The 19,037-nt window shown below is 37.8% G+C and carries 10 protein-coding genes and 1 pseudogene; 1 reads left to right on the forward strand and 10 read right to left on the reverse strand.

All coding sequences use genetic code 11. The features are described from left to right. Nucleotides 1–797 precede the first annotated feature (797 nt). Both mltB and FD729_RS05365 read right to left on the reverse strand, forming a co-directional pair. Nucleotides 798–1,889: a lytic murein transglycosylase B gene (gene mltB / locus FD729_RS03010; RefSeq protein ID WP_159931808.1), complete on the reverse strand. Its 1,092-nt coding sequence runs from the start codon at nucleotides 1,887–1,889 to the stop codon at nucleotides 798–800. Nucleotides 1,890–4,163: 2,274 nt separating this feature from the next. After that, a pseudogene (locus FD729_RS05365) lies at nucleotides 4,164–4,370 on the reverse strand (DNA-binding protein); the annotation flags it as partial. 2,304 nt (nucleotides 4,371–6,674) lie between these two features. On the opposite strand from FD729_RS05365, the gene mutS reads away from it, so the two are divergent. Then, nucleotides 6,675–9,239: a DNA mismatch repair protein MutS gene (gene mutS, locus FD729_RS03020; protein WP_159931810.1), complete on the forward strand. Its 2,565-nt coding sequence runs from the start codon at nucleotides 6,675–6,677 to the stop codon at nucleotides 9,237–9,239. A 79-nt stretch (nucleotides 9,240–9,318) separates the two neighbouring features. Here mutS and rpoS read toward each other — a convergent pair whose 3' ends face one another. The 8 genes from rpoS to cysG form a co-directional block, all read right to left on the reverse strand. Further along, nucleotides 9,319–10,311, reverse strand: coding sequence for an RNA polymerase sigma factor RpoS (rpoS, locus tag FD729_RS03025; protein ID WP_159931811.1), 993 nt, complete (start codon nucleotides 10,309–10,311; stop codon nucleotides 9,319–9,321). A 50-nt stretch (nucleotides 10,312–10,361) separates the two neighbouring features. After that, nucleotides 10,362–11,420 (reverse strand): murein hydrolase activator NlpD, encoded by a 1,059-nt coding sequence (nlpD, locus tag FD729_RS03030; protein WP_159931812.1) that lies wholly within the window; start codon nucleotides 11,418–11,420, stop codon nucleotides 10,362–10,364. 1,173 nt (nucleotides 11,421–12,593) lie between these two features. Continuing rightward, nucleotides 12,594–13,076, reverse strand: coding sequence for a 2-C-methyl-D-erythritol 2,4-cyclodiphosphate synthase (gene ispF, locus FD729_RS03035; protein ID WP_159931884.1), 483 nt, complete (start codon nucleotides 13,074–13,076; stop codon nucleotides 12,594–12,596). Beyond that, nucleotides 13,076–13,792 (reverse strand): 2-C-methyl-D-erythritol 4-phosphate cytidylyltransferase, encoded by a 717-nt coding sequence (gene ispD / locus FD729_RS03040; protein WP_159931813.1) that lies wholly within the window; start codon nucleotides 13,790–13,792, stop codon nucleotides 13,076–13,078. Before ispD ends, ispF begins: the two co-directional genes overlap by 1 nt. A 45-nt stretch (nucleotides 13,793–13,837) precedes the next feature. After that, nucleotides 13,838–14,110 (reverse strand): cell division protein FtsB, encoded by a 273-nt coding sequence (gene ftsB / locus FD729_RS03045; protein WP_159931814.1) that lies wholly within the window; start codon nucleotides 14,108–14,110, stop codon nucleotides 13,838–13,840. 450 nt (nucleotides 14,111–14,560) lie between these two features. Continuing rightward, nucleotides 14,561–16,486, reverse strand: coding sequence for a sulfate adenylyltransferase subunit CysN (cysN, locus tag FD729_RS03050; RefSeq protein WP_159931815.1), 1,926 nt, complete (start codon nucleotides 16,484–16,486; stop codon nucleotides 14,561–14,563). A 13-nt stretch (nucleotides 16,487–16,499) separates the two neighbouring features. Beyond that, the gene (gene cysD, locus FD729_RS03055) at nucleotides 16,500–17,417 is read right to left on the reverse strand and encodes a sulfate adenylyltransferase subunit CysD (protein ID WP_159931816.1); all 918 of its coding nucleotides are present in this window, start codon (nucleotides 17,415–17,417) and stop codon (nucleotides 16,500–16,502) included. Then, nucleotides 17,414–18,841, reverse strand: coding sequence for a siroheme synthase CysG (cysG, locus tag FD729_RS03060; protein ID WP_159931817.1), 1,428 nt, complete (start codon nucleotides 18,839–18,841; stop codon nucleotides 17,414–17,416). The genes cysD and cysG overlap by 4 nt, the downstream gene beginning before the upstream one ends. Nucleotides 18,842–19,037 lie beyond the last annotated feature (196 nt).

A 19,037-nucleotide genomic window follows, 5' to 3' on the forward strand; every position in this document is an offset into this window, starting at 1 on the left:
GTAGCTTATAACTGACTTACTTTTATAGGTATTAAAGGTAATCGTCACAGTCCTGTTGCATAATTATGCACTTATTGAATAGACGCAGAAAGGTTTTTAACTGTTCCTTTGTGCTTCCCAAGTGTGACTAATATCTGCTATCACAACTAGTAGCTTAACGGGGTATCTAGAACTTTTCGAAAAAATACATGCAGGTTGCGAATAGAATTAAGCTAAGTTATGGTTAATAGTTATTAACGTTTTAGGAAACCTGCTAATGTTTGTGATGTTCTGCAATATTAGTAGACATACGGTCTTTCTTTGATAGAAAGAGTATCAAAAGAGTATATATGTTATCGTGGTTTTTCGCCTCTATAATTGCATAATTATTGTAGCGGTGTGTTATCTATAACATAGGCGTCTATTCCCCTGACCCACGTCTAAATTCCAGGCAAATTCATAAAAACCAAAGTTGTTGGTCTAGAATTCATACATTAGTTACTAGTCAATTATCACTGCCCAAATAAATGTTCTTAACACACGTGCTAATTGTCAGTATGTAAAAGATACCTTTATCTTGAGAGCCTCCACAAAATTACCATTTCTCTTTTACTGCAGAAATTAGATATCAATGCAGATCGTACTATTAATATAGTTAACATTATTGCCAATTACGATTATCTATAACAGAATGGGATATATGGAAAAATAGTGTGTAAGTATACGTTTAATATTTACTAAAACAATAGACATAAAACGCATACTTCCCCTCAAGGAACGGCATTATAAAAACCTTATAGTTGTTATAAATACAATAATTAAAATATAAATCCCATTCGCGCCTTGCTAATTGCTTCTCCTAGTTGCCATACTGCTATCGCATAGTAGATACTGTGATTATAGCGCATGATAACGTAGAAATTGTGCAACCCGTACCAGTACTCATAGCTAGTGCCTGTATTTAAACTTAACAAACTAACCTTCGGACTTCCATCCAGCAGCGAACCTTTTAGTGAGGAGGTGGTCGCTGCTAAAATTTGCATCTTATAACCAGTTTTACAACCATTTTGTAAAAATGGGATCTGACCACTACTAGCTGGAATAGCTACCCCTTCTCCACGACGCCAGCCGTGTTCTTTAAAAAAGTGCGCAATGCTACCAATGGTGTCTACAGGATCCCATAAATTAATATGTCCATCACCATTGAAATCTATCGCGTATTGTTGATAAGAAGAAGGCATAAACTGACCGTACCCCATCGCACCAGCAAAAGAACCTCTCATATCTAGTAAATTGTTTTTTTCATTGCGCGCCATCAAAAGAAAATTCTCGAGCTCGTTACTAAAATAGCTGGCACGACGCGGGTAGTTGAAGGCAAGCGTAGTAAGTGCATCCAGAACAGGTGTTTGCCCCATTATGCGGCCCCACCCCGTCTCTACCCCAATAATGCCGACGATGATCCCTGGTGGTACGCCATAAATATGCTGTGCACGCATTAAGTAATCTTGATTCTGGTCCCAAAAGACAACGCCACTTTTCACGTTTCTCGGGGTTATAAACTGCCTACAATAACGAAGCCAGGCACCGTTGGGACGTGCTGGCGACTTATAGGTAAGTGCCTGACGATCCATCAGGCGCAATACATAATTTAACCTTTTAGCTTGGCTGATAACTGCATGCAGCTGTTGACGATTAAACCCATGTTTCTTCACCATACTATCGACAAATTGCTTAGCAATAGGGTTTTCAGCAAAATCACCAAGCATAGTCTGCATAGCATAAGAAGACTTAAGTAACAAACTCTCTCTTGGTTCCATCAACATAGTAGTCTCAGATGTAGATGCATGTTTATTAGTGCAAGCAGCAAGTATGATAATAAATGGGAATAATATAATCTTGAAAAGATGCATTCGACATCCATAAATAATATGCGGAGAATATAATAAATTATGCTTAATATTTAGTTATAAGATAAATAGGATAAAACTTAAAATAGTACAATTATATTGTGATAAAAATCACAATACTTCCCTGCTAAAATCTAAAAAGGATATTTTTTCTTAACGTTATCTATTCCATACTCAGCACTGGTTAGTATAGATAGCACTAAGCTTTTTTTTAAAAAAAAGCTTAAATAGCTAGTACAAGTGCAATAAGAAAATATTGTAAAAAATATTTTTTATCTATTGCTGCGGATGCCTGTGCTTTTACTATGGCTGATAGCTTAGACGATCCAAATTCGAATTTTTATTAGTAAAGCAGTCCTGTTTTAATATAGCAAACTTATTTTTCTTTTTAGCTGTCTATTGCCATTATTTAAGATTTTAAATTAAATCTTTATTTAAGCTATTAGTTAAATAAATAAAATATGTGCATTTTATTTCATTTTTTGTTCTGGAAAGAAAAAGATTGTTTTCATTAAAATGCAATATAAAAAGTATTGTTAAGAACGCATGCTTACGGTATTTAAGTAAGAACATGAAACATACATAGCTGTTGATTATAAATCGTTTTTGTAAAAATTTGAGAATAAAATATTCTTCTTTAGAAGAAAGGAAAATAATTAATATACTATGTTTGATAAGTCTGATATTATCAAATTAATAAAATTATGGTTAATATTTACATATAAAAATCATAAACAAATTATTTAGTTAAATATATTTATAATTTATTAATATTTAAATGTAATACATCCAATATGATATTATCTCCTAATAACTTACTGATTATTTTAATAATTTCTTTATAAGAAATATTGCTTTAATATTAAAATTACAGATTAAGAATCTACATTAATTTGACATATTTTGCTTAAAATAAAAATATAGCTTCTTTTTGTATATAGGTTAATAATATTAAATTCTTGTTCGACATGCTGTTTGATAAAACCACTACTAATTTAGTATAGTTCTTATTTTAATAAGATGTAATAAAATATTTATAGTAAATAACATTTACAGTTTTGATGTATAGATAATTAAATCTATGTGTAGTATTTATTCTTTTTTTATTCATGATGCTTATAACTTTTATGTACTTTTTCCTCTACGGGTTTTTATATTTGTATGATTTTTAACACCTTTAAAAAAGTTAATCTTATAATTATCATTTTGATAAATTTCTCACTAATCTTAAATATTAATTTATCGTGTGTAGATACACAGTCATAGATTTTAATGTTATTTAAAATTTACCATGAACTATAAATAGATCTTAATGAACTTGCCTTAATATAATTATCTATTCAAGCTAAAATTTTTAAAAAAATATCATTAATAATTTGAAATTAATATTCTTTAAGTAACACGTATAATAACTTTATATCTAACATTGGAAATAATTTTATCTATAAAATAATTTTTATTAATTTAAAATATATTCTTAAATTAAACATATATTGATAATAATGAAATTAATTAATTTTAATTAAGACAAACTTAAGATTTTGCTAGCTAATAGCAAATAAACTTTTATTTTGAATTAGGAGAGTACTCGTTTATTACATTAATACACTAATTTTATTTATTAAAATATATGTAATTAAAGGTATATTTTAGTGTGTAAATCAGTTACCATATTTTCTTATTTATTTAACATATAAAAAATATTTATTTATTATCAATAATAAATTACAACCTCAATAAATTTAAAGTCATAGCATACCTTCTATGTTCAATAGAATTATGAATATTTAAATAATATTTAACGGTTAGGAAACTTTACTAACACTTACAATACATACTTTTCTGCAACTATTTTTCAATTTTTAATTTTTAAAAATTGAAAAATAAGGGGTATATCAAACATTAAAATTTACTAAAATCTTTAGTAAAAGATTACTTTCCCTTATATTCAGTTACCATATTAAATAATTTTATTTTTTAATTTTAAAGTATTAATTTATATGGTAAACTTTAGTGAAGTGTATTCCATTAATGACTAGATAGAAGAACCCATCAGTCCTTCCTTATAGAAGGACTTATTATAAATACAGTAAATAATAGATTATTATAGCTCTACTCTATTTTCTATATGTGATATTAATCATTATTGGAGTGCAATTCTAAATATCATATATTCTATCATGATAGTCTTCATCTTGATATTTAAATATAGTAAGAATAATCGCTGTTTTTTTGTAATTTTTTTAAAAATTAAAAACTAGTTGGTTATGGTTAATAACCATCTTCTAGAAGATGAGGACGTACTGCTTCTAATTTAGAACTCCTTTCCTCTTGTTGTGTTAGATATGACACTTCTTTTTCACGACGTTCTTCGACAATAGTTGTTAACTTTGCAAGAAGTTCTTCTAAAGTATCTAAAGGGATCTCACGAGCTTGTGCTCGTAAAGTGCGAATATTATTTAATACCTTAAGAGATTCGCTCATTGTAATTTATTCCTCTAGTAAAATACGATTTTTTTAAAAAAAATGCTTATGATTATATCCTTTAATTTTGTGATATTACACTTTATTTTCTATTGTAGAATATTTTTTATGTAAGAAAATTTTTTCTAAAAAATAAAGATTGTCTTTGAGTAAATTTTATCCTTCTTATCACGATAATATCCTCAATTAAAGGAATTATAATCTACAGATTTACAATAAATTAAATTACTAATATATCATATATAAAAAGGTTTAGAATAAATATATATTTCTTGTAAAAGAAATGTATTGTACATCATGTTAATGATGATCTTAGTAAGAGTAATATATCATAATTTTCTTTTGTTTCATTAACATATTACACTTTTCTAAATAGATGTTAATTAATAATTATCTAGATTAATTCAGAAAAATTTTCTAGTAAATGTTGAAATTTTGTACCTGTAATACAAAAAAATATCCAATGAATTTTAGGGTATTAAGAATTCAGCATGAAATATAGAACAGCTAAGTTAAAAAGAGTAGGAAGATTTATACCACCCTTAATCGAGCTGTTTATACAATACAGAACAATACTGTTCTATACTGTTTACTCTATAGTCATTTTTCCAGATACGCAAGTTTCTAGGAAATAATTAAAATTTTGATCGCACACTTTACTTATTGTGTATTCATATTAAATACACAAATAAACATCAATATTTCACCTAAAATAAATAAAAAGTTTACATAAATTCTAGTATCCTATGGGATTACATTCATTATGGTATAGGATAATAACACACACCCTACATCACCGACGGTCTTGATCACTTAAACTATTCTTTATGAATTTTCTTTCCCTTAAATAATAAATTAAAAAATTAAAAACAGCACGTCACTTTTAAAAAAAGTCAAGTATATATCCTATGTTGAATCACACAAAACAATTATACTAATTCACAAATTTATTTTTTCATACAATGATGCTTGTTCAACATAATCGAATAATCCTAAATATTAGGGATATTTTTTAATAGATATAATTCTATTCTATCTAAATATATTTTAGTTAAAGTAATGGAATTACTATTGTACAAAGACTGTTCTACAACAGCATACAAATAAAATTTATGAGAGCTTCACTTAACTCTCTCTTCTCAGGTGATGTAATTCCCAATATGAATAGCTTTATTTCTTCCATAGAAATAAAGCTCTAACATTTTATCATCACTGTAATAACCTCTTTATTTTCATAGGTATGGTGATAACAGTACACTACTTTATTACATTGACATTATTTTCATTAAAAATATCACCTATCTGCACTCTTAACATAAAAAATCTCACGATACTACAGAATAAGATTCTTATAGTTAATTTGGTTCTTTCTTTATCAAAGATAAGAATTTTTTTATTTGTTAAACTGATCTAACATGGTACTTTTACTACTTCATCTGAAAGTAGTTTCTTTAGGAAAGATTCAAAACGGTTTCTTCTCTTTTTTTTATCTTTTTCAAAATAATTGCTAAAAAGTATTTACAGCTAAGTTTATTAAAACTTCTTGGTGTGTCACTGGTGAAGAACGTATCCTAAAATGTCGTTAGCCAAACGTATCTTTTAAAAGACTCCTAGCCGATAGGTTTCTTTAATTTGTTAAAAATTTCATAACTTTTGTGACTTTAAGTATAGTAAAATGTCTATATAAATGCTTTTAGCATCCATCTGAAAGATTATTGATCTGGATGTTTTACTATTTGAAAATTGTTTCTACCACGTTCTAAACAAAAGACTTTACCTCTTCTGTTATCTTCTTATATATCCTATCAATGATCACTAAAATTGCGTGAGGGTTACCCGATTCCATTCTTTTATTAATGGACAAAATGCACGACTTTAAGCGACAGAGCAAAAATTAGTACTCTACCAATGTAAAGTTTTTATGATATGATTTTATACTGAAAATATTTTTTCACTAAAAATTTTTTTATAATTTAATTTTCTTAAATCACATCAATTATCCTTATCTACAAGATAAATTACGGATAGTTGCTAATAACGTAACTTGGCTTATCGAAATATTCTATATATGTGCCATCTACTATTTTCATTTATATGTCTATTTATTAGTAATTATTTGCTTATTAGCGATTGCTTAGAGTAATTTTCATAATTATTTTCTTATATATTCTAACGGTTCTATGTCTTATTATAGATAATATCTAAAATGTATTGAACATGCAATTTTTTTGATTTAATAGTCTCACCGAAGTTTCACTGGAGATATTCGGGCATCTCTTGAATTATTTTAATGGGAAAATAAATATGAATGTGTCTATAGACAAGGATTTTTCTAACCATACACCCATGATACAACAATATCTAAGTTTGAAGAAAGAACACCCTGATATTCTGCTATTTTACCGTATGGGCGATTTTTATGAGCTTTTTTATGATGACGCCAGACGCGCATCTCAGCTTCTAGAGATTTCACTTACCAAACGCGGTACATCGGCTGGAAAACCTATTCCGATGGCTGGTGTACCCTATCATGCAGTGGAGAATTATCTAACTAAATTAATACAGCTCGGTGAGTCTGCAGCGATCTGCGAACAAATCGGTAATTCAACACTATCTAAGGGGCCGGTCGAGCGGAAAGTAGTACGCATTATTACACCAGGTACTATCAGCGATGAAGCACTGTTGAAATCATATCAAGACAATTTGTTGGCTGCGATGGTGCAAACTCCTGTGGGGTTTGGTTATGCCACTCTAGACATTAGCTCTGGCCGTTTTTGCTTAAGTCAACCAGTAAATATAGAAACTATGGAGGCTGAACTTCAGCGTACTAATCCTGTTGAACTACTTTATTCAGAAGATCTACAAGCAATTTCATTAATTAAACAGCGACATGGTCTGCGTCGTCGTCCACTATGGGAGTTTGATCTTAGTACTGCACTCCACCAGCTCAATCTACAGTTTGGCACCCAAGATCTGAATTGCTTTGGCGTAGAGAAAGCGCATCAAGCGCTGCGCGCAGCGGGGTGCCTGATACAGTACGTTAAAGATACGCAACGTACACGCCTACCGCATATCCGTACTCTCTGTATGGAACATCAGCAGGATAGCATCATTATGGATGCTGCTACACGTCGTAATTTAGAGATTACCCAGAATTTGGCAGGTAGCACAGAACACACGTTGGCCACAGTGCTAGACCGAACCTTTACCCCGATGGGAAGCCGTATGCTTAAACGCTGGCTACATATGCCATTACGTGATATTTGCGTTATTACTCAGCGACAGGATGCAATCGCTGAACTACAAATGTTAAGAGATAACATACAGCCTGTACTACGTAAAGTCGGTGACTTGGAGCGTATTCTGGCACGTCTCGCGCTACGTACAGCGCGTCCATGCGATTTAGTGCGAATGCGCCGAGCTTTTCAGCAATTGCCGCAATTGAACGTCCTACTAGAAAACGTTCGGTCTATCCGACTAATTACATTACGCCAGCAAATAGGTGAATTTGGTGAGCTACGTAAGTTACTTGAAACCGCAATTATTGAAACTCCGCCAGTACTAATACGTGATGGCGGCGTAATTGCACCGGGTTATAATGCTGAGTTAGATGAATGGCGCACTCTGGCAGACGGCGCTAGTGTTTATCTAGACAACCTGGAGATCCGCGAGCGCAAAAGATTAGGCCTCGATACATTAAAAGTCGGCTTTAACGCCGTTCACGGTTACTACATTCAGGTCAGTCGTAACCAGAGCAATCATGTGCCTATTAATTATTTGCGCCGCCAGACTCTAAAAAATGTGGAGCGCTATATCATTCCAGAACTCAAAGAGTATGAAGATAAAGTTATAAACTCTAAAAGTAATGCACTTGAGCTAGAAAAAAGTCTTTATAATGCGCTGTTCGATCAGTTATTACCATATCTAGAGGCACTACAGCTTAGCGCCTCAGCTCTCTCCGAGTTGGATGTTCTTAGCAATCTAGCAGAACGTGCTTGGTCGCTAGGTTACTGTCGCCCTAAGTTACAAAAAAAACCAGGAATTAAGATTACCAACGGACGGCATCCTGTGGTTGAACAAGTGTTCAAAACTCCTTTTATAGCTAATTCACTTATGCTTACGCCCCAACGTCGTATGCTAATTATTACTGGTCCTAACATGGGAGGCAAAAGCACCTATATGCGCCAGGCTGCTCTGATCACACTAATGGCCTGGATAGGCAGCTTCGTACCTGCGGAAGAAGCAGAGATCGGTCCGTTAGATCGTATTTTTACTCGTATTGGCGCAGCGGACGATCTAGCTTCAGGACGATCCACCTTTATGGTAGAAATGATAGAGACTGCTAACATCCTACATAACTCCACAGACCAGAGTTTGGTACTGATGGATGAGATTGGTCGTGGAACTTCAACTTATGACGGTCTGTCGCTCGCATGGGCCTGTGCGGAGAACTTAGCAAGCTGTATTAAATCTATGACGCTATTTGCTACCCACTATTTTGAACTGACGATTCTACCAGAAAAAATGGAAGGAGCGTACAACATGCATCTAGATGCAGTAGAACATGATAATACCATCACCTTTATGTACAGAGCTCAGGAAGGCGCTGCCAGTAAAAGCTACGGCCTAGCGGTTGCTTCGCTGGCAGGAGTCCCAAAAGATGTGCTCAAACGAGCACACAATAAACTAAAAGAATTAGAGATAATGTCAAATCGTTCTACCACTTTTCCAACCCTTGATCATTTACAGTTGCCGATTCTGACAGAAAAAAACTTGTCTGTCACAGAAGTACTGAGTATGTTGGATCCCAATCTTCTAACGCCTCGTCAAGCGCTAGAATGGATTTATCAGCTAAAATCGCTAATGTAATACTCTATCGTTACAGCATATGGCCAAGTGATGCTGCTGATTCGCTGGCCTAATGCGAATTAAAAAGATTTTTGTTAAGTTATTCACGAAACAGTGCTTCAATGTTGAGACCTTGTGTCTGCAACATTTCACGCAATCGACGTAATCCTTCCACTTGAATCTGACGTACACGCTCGCGAGTTAGACCAATTTCACGACCCACATCCTCCAATGTTGCAGCTTCATAGCCTAGTAGGCCGAAACGACGGGCTAACACTTCACGTTGCTTAGCGTTTAATTCAAACAACCATTTTACAATGCTCTGCTTTATATCGTCATCTTGCGTGGTATCTTCCGGTCCATTATCTTTCTCATCTGCTAGAATATCTAGTAGAACTTTTTCAAAATCGCCGCCTAGTGGCGTATCAACTGAAGTAATACGTTCATTAAGACGTAACATACGGCTAACATCATCAACAGGTTTATCGAGCTGCTCCGCTATTTCTTCTGCACTTGGCTCATGATCGAGTTTATGAGAAAGTTCACGCGCAGTACGCAAATAAACATTCAGTTCTTTGACGATGTGAATTGGCAAACGAATGGTACGAGTTTGGTTCATAATCGCTCTTTCAATGGTCTGACGGATCCACCAAGTGGCATAAGTTGAAAAACGGAACCCGCGTTCAGGATCAAACTTCTCAACAGCACGGATTAAACCGAGATTGCCCTCTTCAATCAAGTCAAGCAGCGCAAGACCACGATTATTATAGCGACGGGCAATTTTCACTACCAACCGTAAGTTACTCTCAATCATACGGCGACGAGAATTATTGTCACCAAGTAACGCACGACGAGCGAATAATACCTCTTCTTCTGCTGTTAATAGAGGAGAATAACCTATCTCCCCGAGATAAAGCTGCGTTGTATCTAGAACACGCTGCGTCGCACATTGCGATAACAATTCATCTTCTGATATGTCGTTATCAATAGGTTCATTATCAACAAGGGACTTCTCATCAAAAATCTCAGCTCCGTTTTCATTGAACTCCGTATCTTCATGTAACTCGTTTACTTTCAGCGTATTATGACTCATAAGCGGCTCCTACCTGTAATCCCCAGGCAGAATAGCAGGGTCCTACAGGTTTATCGCTGCGGCAAATAACGCAACGGGTTTACGGATTTCCCCTTGTAACGAATTTCAAAATGTAATCTCACTAAACTGGTTCCAGTACTGCCCATGGTAGCAATTTTTTCGCCTGCTCTCACTTCCTGTAATTCGTGGACCAACATCATATCACTGTGAGCATAGGCACTGATATAATCATTATTGTGCTTAATAATGATCAAGTTGCCATAACCCTGTAGCGCATTGCCCGCATATACTACCTTCCCAGATGCGGTAGCAACAACAGGTTGTCCACGTAATCCAGCTATATCAATACCCCTATTGCCCCCTTCAGCGCCAGAGAAGTCATCAATAATCTCTCCGTTTGCTGGCCAACGCCATCCTCTAATTAACATTGGACCGTTCTTTATACTACTAGTCATGGATGGTGCGGTAACTACGGAAGGTGATGATGTTATTGCAATGTTTTTTTTCCCTAATACCAGCACTTTACTACTAGTAGAGCTACTTAAATTACCAGAATACGTAATAACGGGTTGCTGTGCAACAGGGGGTAGTTTAATTTGCGGCGTGGTCGATACTACACGGTCCCGTGTTATGTCCACAGCGGTAATTGCATTACCGCTGGTTATTATCGCATGGCGTGCTCCGTTACCGATCTGTAATATCTGTCCCATGTTCAGAGCGTATGGGGCCGGAATGTCGTTACGCTTCGCCAGATCACGAAAATTATTTCCTGTTATCCAGGCGATATAAAAAAGTGTATCACCATATTTTACGGTATAAGTTTTTCCTGTGTAACCATCTTTCGGAATATTCCAATAAGTACGCTTGTAAACAATATGGCCATTTTGCGTTACGATATTACTACTACTGCTACCTATATTATTTTGACTCGTTCTATAAGGAACTCTTCTACTTGCCATATTCAACATAACGCTACCAGCGTTATTATCTCCAACTTGGCTAATAGGTGCTTGCACGTTGTTAGTTGAGGTACAACCTACCAGCCAAAATTCTAACAGAAAAAGCGTCGCAAAACGGCATAACTGCAATACTGGGCTTCCTGTACTCATTATTCCCCCGTAAATGCAAACGTTAATAAAGCTATTTTCTAAAATACAAGCATTGAATTATTTCAATCACGTTGAAAAATAAGTTTTTTTGGTAAAATGCATAGTGAAAAATCAAAAAGATAATATCTTGCAGTAATTTTGAAGAAATACGTAGATAAAATCTCAGAGTGGATTACCATAAAATGGTGTATTCAATCACAACCTCTTCCACTACTACTATATGACTGCATTAGCTGGTGCAAAAGTTTCAAACACCTGCTCTCTCTCCTAATTATTTTTTACCACAGAATCACACCATCATGCCATTCTCACCTAATTAAATTAGGTGAGAATGGCAGTTATTGAAAAGTCAATATCTTGATCAAATTTGTAAGGCGACTCTTCACCTGCTACTACAACCCTTTTATGTACTCGACGAAATACATGTAATAAGTAGGTATGTCAGGATTGTATATCTAAAACTTGACCCATTGCTAATCTACAATATATAAACATGGAGATTATAGCTTTTGGCCACCATGTTACAGTTGAATAAGAAGTGTCGCGTGCATATATTGTTCACATATATAACCCACAAATACTTTTTCTGTATTAAATGTTCCAGCAACATGTCAGTATATTTATTTATAAAATAAATTAATGATATCTAGCTGACAAAGTAGGATATCATTAATTCACTGTAGTAACCTGTGTTCCCGATTTTGTATCAAATTTTGTCCCTAATTTATTAATCATGGAGAATAACTCTACAGTCTGGATCCTACTAATTAATTATATAATTAACGGGATAATGGACACTATCATACAGCCTGTAAATACCTTTGATGTACTTAAGTGGCAAACCTGGTATATGCAGATCATGAAGTTAATCTCTGCCGTATCTTTAATTTTGTGTCCGTATTGTTTACAATTCAGAATGTAAGCCAACTAAGGATGAGACTTGCTCGTCAGTGTCATATAATACCAAAATAGATGAATCTGTGCTACACCACGTCGGTCTATCAATGTCATTGGTAGACTCATTTCCTTTCTCATGAGAACTATGCATAGTATGTTTCAGTTTTGCGAATAATCCTTAGTAGATACTAATCTGTGCTAACTTTTCTGTAACTGATTATTGTACTGGAATAAATCCCGCGTCTCTCATCATGTAGAAAAACTTAATCTATAATATTATGTATCATACGACTTAAGTAAAAGTACTACTACATCGCAAGCTATACCTTCGCCACGGCCTGTAAAACCCAGTCTTTCAGTAGTGGTCGCTTTGACGTTAACCTGATCTATAAGGCAGCATAGATCTTCAGCAATATTAATTCGAATCTGTGGCACATGCGGCAAAATTTTTGGCACCTGACAGATTAGAGTGATGTCAATATTACCAATAAGATGTCCTTTCTTCGCTATACACTGCCAAGCTTCACGCAGCAAACTACGACTGTCAACGCCTTTGTAAACCGGGTCAGTATCGGGAAAAAGTTTACCAATATCGCCCATTGCTACGGCACCCAGCAAAGCATCAGTAAGCGCATGCAGTGCTACATCGCCATCAGAATGAGCGATGAATCCTTGCTTAAATGGAATCTGCACACCACCAATCATTAGTGGTCCTTCGCCACCAAAAGCATGAACGTCAAAACCATGACCAATACGCATCATGTGCTCTCCTTTAACTGCATCTGAGTTAAATAAAACGCCGCTAGTGCTAGATCTTCTGGCCGTGTGACCTTAATGTTATTACTGTGTCCGCTGACTAATATCGGACTATAGCCACAATATTCAAGTGCGGAAGCCTCGTCTGTGATATTTGCGCCCTCTTTCATCGCTCGTATTAGACACTTGGTAAGTAAACGATGCGGGAAAAACTGCGGTGTTAACGCATGCCATAGATTTTCGCGCCTCACAGTGTAGGCAACAGCAGCTTCTCCTGGTTTTCCACGTTTAATGGTATCGTGAACGGGCGTAACTAGAATACCACCAACATGGCTAATTTCACACACCTGCAACAGACGTGTAAGATCGTCAGATTGTAAGCAGGGACGGACCGCGTCATGCACTAGAACCCAACTTGCGTTATGCGCGGCACGCAGACCTGCTAGAACTGACTCAGCGCGTGTATTCCCACCAATGACACTCACGATGCGCGGATCGCGCGCCAGTAATAGTGAAGAGAACTGGGTATCATCTGTACTCAATACAACGATAACCTGCTTAATCACAGGATGAGAAAACAAACGTGCAATGCTATGTTCTAACAGTGTGTACTGACCAATTGTAAGATACTGTTTAGGGCACATAGCCTGCATACGGCTACCGATCCCGGCAGCCGGTACCACGGCAATCACCCTGCAGGGGCAAAAAAGCGTATTCATACATTATTACTATCAGTTTTGTGTATCGTGATTGTTATTTTTATTTTAACCTGGAACCAGACGATAGAAAGTCTCTCCAGGCGCGATCATGCCTAACTCATTACGAGCGCGTTCTTCGAGCGCTTCAAAACCACCATTGAGATCGTTAATTTCAGCAAATAGTTGATTGTTGCGTGCTTTGAGTTTTTCGTTATTTGTCTGCTGTACTGTAACTTCGCTGTTGATACGCATGTAGTCATGAATACCGTTTTTACCTAGCCAGAGTGAATATTGCAGCCAGCTAAATAGCACCAGTAGCAGTAATGTCAATTTAATCATCACCCCCCCGTAAGCAGATTACCCATTCCATAATATTACGTAGAATTCCACTTTAGCAGTGAAAATAAATTACCTTGGTAAGGTGTCTGTACTTTCTTATAATTAGGAAAATAAGCGTCCGGATAAAAGAAAAAAGCAGTCATAAAATACAAACTACCACCTACCACTATAAATATTATAGTGACGCAAATCATCCATATAGAATGACTACACGGCAATGGCGCCAAGAAAAGTTAAGTAAAAAGAAAAACTTTTATTGGAATTATATAATATAGAGGTACTGCTAGAGTATATCTGAAGAAAGGAACATACCTGTATCATATGACAGTAATAAGGAAGGCTCTTCAGAAGTAAGTTAATATTTGTAGAACAGCAAGAAAGTAATATTATGCATATGTGCCGCTGTTTACGCTAAAACGGTAAATCAACTTCAATTTACCGCCTTTCGGTTTAAGCAAATATAATATTGTTACAGTGGAGCATATCTAATAATTTACAGGTCATGTTTGTAACCGACTGTTCACCAGATAACCGCATTTCAGGGCTCTCCGGGGCTTCGTAAGCGCTATCAATTCCAGTAAAATTAAGTAATTTACCAACGTAGGATTTTTTGTATAATCCTTTAGGGTCACGCGCCTTGCAAACTGCCAGAGGTGTATCGACAAACACCTCAATAAAACGCCCTTCAGGAAGTAGCTCACGCACCATCTGACGTTCAGCACTATATGGTGAGATCAATGCACTTAGGACCACCAGACCAGCATCAACCATTAACTTCCCCACTTCCCCGACGCGACGGATATTCTCTTTGCGGTCTGCATCGCTGAAGCTGAGGTCACGGCAAAGACCGTAGCGCACATTATCACCATCTAGCAAATAAGTGCTAACGCCAAGTTGGTGAAGAGCATGTTCTAGTGCACCAGCAACTGTTGATTTTCCGGATCCAGATAAACCGGTAAACCACAACAGCACACCTCGGTGACCGTGTTGTTGCTCGCGCGCGATAGACGTTACCGTATGATGATGCCATACCACATTTTCATCGTGCCGCACAGTACCTCTCAACGGTTGATGGATCATGCCAGCACCTACAGTACCATTGCTCAAGCGGTCGATAAATATCATCCCGCCCGTTACTGGATTCTGCTGATATTTGTCCAGCACCATAGGTTCATCGAAAATGATCTTAATCAACCCAATTCCGTTGAGAGGCAATATTTCAGCAGCTCTACTCTTCAGAGAATTAATCTCAATTTGATGGATTAATTTTGTCACACGACCACGTGTTTTTTTTGCAGCGATCTTCACGTCGTAGCTTTGCCCTATCTGGAGCGGTTGCTCCGCCATCCATACCACGTTGATCATTGCAGAGTATACTAAATCTATTTTTACGTCACTCTCAACCAGCAAATCGCCGCGGCTGATATCAATCTCATCATCTAGGACTAAGGTAATAGCTTCACCCGCGCCTGCTTCCTGCAAATCGCCATCAAAGGTGACAATGCGTGCAACCGTTGATTCTACGCCAGACGGCAACACTTTAATACGCTGACCAATTTTTATCACTCCGGAAGATAAGGTGCCAATATAGCCTCGAAAATCTAAGTTCGGACGATTAACATACTGCACAGGAAAGCGCATCTGCTCATTATCTCCTACACGCTCTACTACAACAGTCTCTAATACGTCAAGTAGTGACGGGCCGCTATACCACAACATATTCTGACTCGGCATCACGACGTTATCGCCCTCTAGGGCCGATATCGGTACAAAACGAATATCTAGGCCTTCCGGCAGCTGTACTGCAAAATCGAGGTAATCCTGTTTGATTCTCTCAAAGATCTCTTGTCTGTATTCTACTAGATCCATTTTATTGATCGCCACTACTACATGCTTAATACCAAATAGTGTCGAAATAAAACTATGGCGACGTGCTTGATCTAATACTCCTTTACGCACGTCGATCAGCAGAACCGCTAGGTCACAGTTCGAAGCACCGGTCGCCATATTGCGGGTGTACTGCTCATGTCCCGGTGTATCAGCAATTATAAATTTGCGTTTCTCTGTAGAGAAGTAGCGGTAAGCTACGTCGATCGTAATACCCTGCTCACGTTCGGCCTGTAACCCATCCACCAGAAGCGCTAGATCAAGTTTCTCTCCTTGGGTACCATGGCGCTTACTATCGCTACGAAGTGATGAGAGCTGATCTTCGTAAATTTGGCGAGTGTCGTGCAACAGGCGGCCAATCAGTGTGCTTTTACCATCGTCGACACTACCACAGGTAAGAAAACGCAGCAAACCTTTATACCGTTGTGAATTCAACCAAGCCTCTACGCCACCATGAGCGGTAATCTGTCGTGCAATAACAGTATTCATTATCTGATTCTCCTCAGAAATAACCCTGACGTTTTTTCTGTTCCATCGAACCAGCTTGATCGCAGTCAATCACGCGGCCCTGACGTTCGCTAGTAGCGGAGACCAGCATCTCTTCAATAATCTCTGGCAACGTCTGTGCTTGAGATTCTACCGCGCCGGTAAGTGGCCAGCAGCCAAGTGTACGGAAACGCACCATGCGCTGCTTTATTGCCTCACCGGGCTGCAAAACAACACAGTCATCATCCACCACCATCATCAACATACCTTCACGCTCCAGCACCGGACGTAGCGCGGCGAGATAGAGCGGCACGATCTCAATGTTTTCTAAGAAAATATACTGCCAGATATCGATCTCAGTCCAGTTTGAAAGAGGGAAGACACGGATGCTTTCGCCTTTGTTAATCTGTCCATTATAGTTACGCCATAGCTCCGGGCGCTGGTTTTTTGGATCCCAGCGATGAAAGCGGTCACGGAATGAATAGATACGCTCTTTTGCACGCGACTTCTCTTCATCACGGCGTGCCCCTCCGAATGCTGCATCAACGCCATATTTATTTAGTGCCTGCTTCAGCCCTTCTGTTTTCATAATGTCGGTGTGTTTGGCGCTACCGTGTATAAAAGGATTGATTCCCATAGCCACTCCTTCCGGATTACGATGAACCAGAAGTTCTACCCCTATTTCTTTGACGATTCGATCGCGGAACTCATACATCTCAGGAAATTTCCAACCTGTATCTACATGTAATAGCGGAAACGGTAATTTACCTGGAAAGAAGGCCTTGCGCGCTAGGTGAAGCATGACCGACGAATCTTTACCAATGGAGTACATCATTACTGGATTGTTAAATTCTGCGGCAACTTCACGAAAGATGTGAATACTTTCCGCCTCTAACTGACTTAAATGAGAATGAGCAAATCTTTTTTTATTCATGATTTTTCCTCAAGCCAGGCTGACAACGGCAGACTGAAGTTTCGCCTTCTATTAGAAGATTGAAACCAAGCCAGTTGCTCATGCAAGTTCACTACTTCCCCGATCACCAACAGTGCCGGGGTCGGAGCGACAGCAACTAGCATCTCAAGTTGTGCTAATGTACCGGTGAGTACATGCTGATCTTGTTGCGTGCCACGACCAATCACTGCGACCGGTGTTTCAGCATCACGGCCGTAACGTATCAGCCCTTCGCTAATCTCCGCTGCCTTGACTGTTCCCATGTAGATCGCTAAAGTTTGACGCACACGAGCTAATGAAGGCCAATCAATGCCATCACCGTCGGTACGGCAGTGACCAGTAATAAATAACACGCTCTGAGCATGATCGCGGTGCGTTAGAGGAATACCAGCGTATGCGGTAGCGCCCGTCGCTGCTGTAACTCCTGGCACTACCTGAAACGGAATTCCTGCTTCCTGTGCCGCCTGCAGTTCTTCACCACCGCGCCCAAAGATAAAGGGATCTCCGCCTTTTAGACGTACGACGCGCTTACCTTTACGAGCAAGTTCTACTAGCAGGCAATTAGTCTCTTCCTGTGGCACTGAGTGCACTCCAGCACGTTTGCCGACGCAAATGCGATCGGCATCACGACGTGCTAAATTCAGCACCTCGTCGCTGACTAAATAGTCATAGAGTACCACGTCTGCCAGTTGCATCATTTGAAGACCGCGTAGTGTTAATAGGCCGCTGTCACCGGGACCCGCACCAACCAAAATAACTTCCCCTTCACTATTTAGATCCGCCTGCAATTCGCACTGTAGAGTATGAATCGCTTCATCAATATTGCCGACAGATTTTTGGTTCGTGAACAGGCTATAGAAGACGCGCTCCCAGAAACGACGTCGATCAGATATACGGTTAAAGCGCTGTTTGACAATATCGCGAAAACCTCCTGCAACAGACGCCATCTGACCTAAACACGTAGGAAGTAGCGCCTCTAATTTTTCACGAAACATGCGTGCCAGTACAGGGGCGGTGCCACTGGAAGAGAGAGCAACTACAAAAGGCGAGCGGTCCACAATAGAGGGGAAAATAAAGCTGCACTTCGGCCGATCATCCACTATATTCACCAGTTTGTAGCGGATGTTCGCCTCACTATAAATCCGACGGTTAAGCAGATGATCGTTAGTAGCAGCTATTACCAAAAATACTGCATCCAAATGTGTTGGATCGAACTCAGTGGCTAACCATTCAATTTGCTGTGTTTGATGCAATACTTGCAGTTTTGTGCAGAGTTCAGAAGAAACTACCTGAACTAGAGCAGCAGCGCGACATAGAAGCTCGATTTTTCGTGCCGCGACGTCACCGCCGCCTACAACCAGTACCGGCCGACCTTTAAGATCAGCGAAAATAGGCAGATAGTCCACGATAACCTTAGTATTGTAAATGTTATTTAATACAACTATACGTGGTGCTTTTCCGATTAATGAAATTTTAAATTGGAATGAGTAGTTAGCAAATAGAATATTACAATAGGTAATGGCATAGAAATTTTCTTGAATAACATTCGATTATGACATCTAGCTGCATTTTTATTAAATTTTAGTATTGTTTTGTATGTTT

Source organism: Pantoea sp. Nvir (genome assembly GCF_009829915.1).
GTDB lineage: Bacteria > Pseudomonadota > Gammaproteobacteria > Enterobacterales > Enterobacteriaceae > Pantoea.